The sequence below is a fragment of the Mycobacterium sp. genome, from assembly GCF_050701675.1.
Lineage (GTDB): Bacteria > Actinomycetota > Actinomycetes > Mycobacteriales > Mycobacteriaceae > Mycobacterium.
This window is the reverse complement of the sequence record NZ_JBOGDD010000867.1, coordinates 1-3,384: the sequence shown is the minus strand read 5'-3', so window position 1 is coordinate 3,384 and position 3,384 is coordinate 1. Positions and strand designations below refer to the sequence as shown.

Here is a 3,384-nt window from a genome sequence, read left to right as displayed (position 1 = left end):
GGGTGGCGGCGCAGCCCGCGATCAACCGTAGGAGCGGGTGACGAACCAGAAGACGCCGACCGCGAGGATGGCGGCGGAGCCATAGTCGATCACGGCGCGGTGCCAGCGGCGGACGCCAGGACCTCGGTGCGGGGGTACTTCACCGCCCACCCTGGTGAGTTCTTCGAACTGAACAACATCGTCCAGCCGCTGAAGGACGTGAAGAGCCAGTGCGGCGTCGACATCTCGCCGAGTCAGCTGGCCACGTTGTTCGACGCGCTCTCGTCATAGCCGAGAGGCTTACCTACGCGGGTAGGTCCGTGTACTGAGCCGTGAAACCGTCGGCGCTGAACGTGAAGCCCTTGCCCGACACTTCACTTGCGCAGGAGATGCCCGTCGCCTCCTGCACGTTGCATCGAAACCCCGCCACGATGAGCACTTCGTCGAACGGCAGAACGGGCGAGGGCCCGGGAACGAGGGCGTATCCGGGTCCCTCGAGCGACGCGAATCGCGGGTCCGTTTCGACGCCCACCTCAATGGCGTTGGGAGAGACGTCCTTGCCCTGCGGTCCCGCCACGGTGTCCGGGGCGCCCTTGATGGGGATGGTCGAGCCCGTCGACGACTGGCAACCGGCCGTCTCCCGCGGAATGACGGCACACACCCAACGCTTGCTCGGGCTGGTGAAGTAGTAGCCCAACTCGCCGTTCTGCTGTGCGGCGTAGTCGAAGGCGTTCGCGAGATTGTCGTTGTTGGCTGGTGCGGGCAGCGGAGGCGGCGCCGACGTGCTGGTCTGCGTGGTCGGTCGCGCGTCGTCGGTGTTCACGATGCCGCCAGACGTGCAGCCTGCCACCAGGACGGTGGAGAGGGCGAGGACCAGGGCAGACACCCGCGCCGGTCGGCGATCACCGATGAATTCGCCTCGCCTGCGACGTGTCTGGCCAACCATGCGGCCCATCCTTGCACGGCCGAGGTCGGGCCAGAGCCGCGTCCTCCGTCGTCGGCGGAAGCCGTAGTCGCGAAGTTTTTGAATGATCGGTTAACAATGGGTATGATCGACCCATGGCACGTCCACGCAAGTTCACCGAGGGGGATGTCGTCACTGCAGCGCGCGACCAATTCTGGTCCGCGGGTTACGCGGGGACGTCACTGGACGACTTGACCGAGGCGACCGGCCTGGGGCGGGGCAGTCTCTACGGCGCCTTCGGGGACAAGCACGCGCTGTATCTACGCGCCCTCGACGAGTACTGCACGGTCACGATGGCCGGAGTCTCGGCGGATCTGACCGAGTCCGAGGGTTCCGCGTTCGAACGTCTGGTGGGTCACATCAGGAACATGGCGGACACCAATGCGGCCTCGGCCAAGCGTGGCTGTCTGATGGCCAAGAGTGCGGCCGAACTGGGCTCCACCGACAAGGACGTGACCCGTCGAGTCAAGGCATCGATGCAGAGGTATCAGGGGATGCTGGCGGAGACCTTCGCGGCGGCCCAGCGCGATGGTGACATCGATCCCGGCGCCGATTCGGATCAGCTGGCTCTGCTGGTTCTCACGTTCCTTCGCGGCTCGGAGGCTCTGCGCAAGGCGGGCTACACACCGTCCCGCATGCAGGCCGCGGCAGAGCAGTTCATCGCTCTGCTGCCGCGTGCGGCCGCGCAGTAGCGGCCGTCATCGGGTGCCGACGCTTGCCCTAATTATTGACTGATTGATCCATAATGAGTAGCTTGGGGTGGGAAGCGAAGGAGCGGGTAATGGTCGACAGTGTGGGCATACTGGGTGCGGGACCGGTCGCGCTGGCGATCGCTCGACGCTGTGTAGCCGCTGGAATTCCGGTGCGGCTCAGCAACAGCCGTGGGCCAGACAGCCTTCGCGAGGTGGTGGAGGAGCTGGGAGATGACGCCGCGGCAGCCACCGTGGGGCAGGCCGCCGATGCCGACCTGGTCGTTCTCGCGGTGCCATTCGTGAAGGTGCCCGACGTCGCGGCCGAGATCGGCGACTGGACCGGTCGCACCGTCGTGGACGCCACCAATCAGTTCGCACAGTTCGAGCCGGCGTACGCCGGGCGCGCCGACCTGGGCGACGAGACCGGCAGTGAATGGGTGGCCAGGCACCTCCCTGGCGCGACGGTGGTCAAGGCATTCAACGCGATGTACGCCAGTTTCATTGCGCCCGATCCCCACCATCACGACGGTCGGCAGGTTCTCTTCCACGCCGGCGACGACGACGATGCGAACTCGGCATTCGCCGAATTCGGCGACGCGCTCGGCTTCGCGGCGGTCTACGTCGGGGGGCTCCGGGACGGTGGTCGGCTGATCCAGCTCGACGGGCCGTTGTGTGCCCTGCACGTCGTCAAACAGGACTGACTCCAACACCATCACGAGAGGCATGACAATGCGCAAACTTCAGATCGAGGCCGTTGGGCGACCCGCCGACGTGGTGTCACTGGTGGAGTTCGACTCGCTGACTCCTGGCCCCGGGCAGGTCGTGGTGGAGATGGAGGCCGCGACGATCAACGCGTCGGACTTCCTGTACATCACGGGTCAGTACTTCCTCACCCCGCCAACGCATTCCGACGTCGGCGCGGAGGGAGTGGGCCGGGTCGCGGCGGTTGGATCAGAGGTCGATGACGCGCTGCTGGGAGCTCGTGTCGTGCTGTTGCCGAGCTACCGCCACGGCACGTGGGCGACGCATGTGGTCGCGTCGGTCTCCGACGTCGTGCTCGCTCCAGAGGGAGCCGACGTGCTCCAGCTGGCGATGGTCGGCATCAACCCCATGACCGCGCTGCGGCTGCTGCGCGACTACGGCAACCCCGACGCCGAGGACCGCTGGATCGGTCAGACCGCAGGCAACTCGGCCGTTGGGGAGTATCTCGTCAAACTCGCCAAGCACTTCGGCCATCGCACGCTGAGCGTGGTTCGCCGAGAGGCGGCCGCCGAACAGGTCCGCAGTTGGGGCGGGGATCTGGTCGTGGTCGACGGCGACGACCTCGGGGTGAAGCTGACCGACGCGTTGGGGGAGAAGACACTGGACCTCGCAGTCGACTCGATCGGCGGCCCGGCGAGCACCGAACTGGCGCACCGGCTTCGCTTCGGCGCGAGCCTGGTCACCTACGCATACCTGTCGGGCCGGCCGTCGGAGGTGGGTCTCTTGGACCTGATCGGCAATCACGTGAACCTGACGGGGTTCTGGCTGCACAACTGGACGCAACGCGCTGACGCGGCGCAGGTTCAGGCCGACTACCGCGAAGTGATCGACCTCGTCGCCGACGGCACGCTGAGGGCACGCGTCGAGGCGACGGCGCCCCTGGACGACTTCAAGGCGGCGTTCGCGGCCGCGACCCGGCAAGGTCGAGAGGGCAAGATCCTCTTCACCTTCGAGTAGCGGTTGGCCACGGGCTGACCAGTACTGAGC

5 protein-coding genes are annotated in these 3,384 nt (G+C 66.5%); 4 read left to right on the top strand and 1 reads right to left on the bottom strand.

Annotated elements, in window-relative coordinates; all coding sequences use genetic code 11:
* On the top strand, nucleotides 1-270 hold a 270-nt coding region (locus ACRDUX_RS26625), incomplete at its 5' end, for a hemophore-related protein (RefSeq protein WP_526418155.1).
* A gap of 13 nt (nucleotides 271-283) precedes the next feature.
* Here ACRDUX_RS26625 and ACRDUX_RS26620 read toward each other — a convergent pair.
* The gene (locus ACRDUX_RS26620; protein WP_526418154.1) at nucleotides 284-925 is read right to left on the bottom strand and encodes a hypothetical protein; all 642 of its coding nucleotides are present in this window, start codon (nucleotides 923-925) and stop codon (nucleotides 284-286) included.
* Nucleotides 926-1,038: 113 nt separating this feature from the next.
* Here ACRDUX_RS26620 and ACRDUX_RS26615 point away from each other — a divergent pair, with 113 nt between their 5' ends.
* The 3 genes from ACRDUX_RS26615 (at nucleotide 1,039) to ACRDUX_RS26605 (ending at nucleotide 3,354) form a co-directional block, all read left to right on the top strand.
* The gene (locus ACRDUX_RS26615) at nucleotides 1,039-1,635 is read left to right on the top strand and encodes a TetR/AcrR family transcriptional regulator (protein ID WP_526418152.1); all 597 of its coding nucleotides are present in this window, start codon (nucleotides 1,039-1,041) and stop codon (nucleotides 1,633-1,635) included.
* Between the two features lie 89 nt (nucleotides 1,636-1,724).
* A complete protein-coding gene (locus ACRDUX_RS26610; protein ID WP_526418150.1) occupies nucleotides 1,725-2,336 on the top strand; it encodes an NADPH-dependent F420 reductase in 612 nt (203 codons plus the stop codon).
* 28 nt (nucleotides 2,337-2,364) lie between these two features.
* The gene (locus ACRDUX_RS26605; RefSeq protein ID WP_526418148.1) at nucleotides 2,365-3,354 is read left to right on the top strand and encodes a zinc-dependent alcohol dehydrogenase family protein; all 990 of its coding nucleotides are present in this window, start codon (nucleotides 2,365-2,367) and stop codon (nucleotides 3,352-3,354) included.
* The last annotated feature ends 30 nt before the right edge of the window (nucleotides 3,355-3,384 follow it).